This window comes from Ewingella sp. CoE-038-23 (genome assembly GCF_040419245.1).
Classification (GTDB): Bacteria; Pseudomonadota; Gammaproteobacteria; order Enterobacterales; family Enterobacteriaceae; genus Ewingella; species Ewingella allii.
Genome location: NZ_JAZHOH010000013.1, coordinates 1 through 377, shown reverse-complemented (window position 1 = coordinate 377; position 377 = coordinate 1). Strand labels below are relative to the sequence as shown.

Below are 377 nucleotides of genomic sequence, written 5' to 3'. Positions count from 1 at the left end.
GTGAAACACCTTCGGGTTGTGAGGTTAAGCGACTAAGCGTACACGGTGGATGCCTAGGCAGTCAGAGGCGATGAAGGGCGTGCTAATCTGCGAAAAGCGTCGGTAAGGTGATATGAACCGTTATACCCGACGATACCCGAATGGGGAAACCCAGTGTGATACGTCACACTATTGCATGGTGAATACATAGCCATGCAAGGCGAACCGGGGGAACTGAAACATCTAAGTACCCCGAGGAAAAGAAATCAACCGAGATTCCCCCAGTAGCGGCGAGCGAACGGGGAAGAGCCCAGAACCTGAATCAGTTTGTGCATTAGTGGAAGCGTCTGGAAGGTCGCACAGTATAGGGTGATAGTCCCGTACACAAAAATGCACTT

At 51.2% G+C, this 377-nt stretch carries 1 rRNA gene; it reads left to right on the top strand.

Going from position 1 to position 377, the window contains the following annotated elements:
- Positions 1–22: 22 nt before the first annotated feature.
- Positions 23–377, top strand: a 23S ribosomal RNA gene (locus V2154_RS24875); the annotation flags it as partial.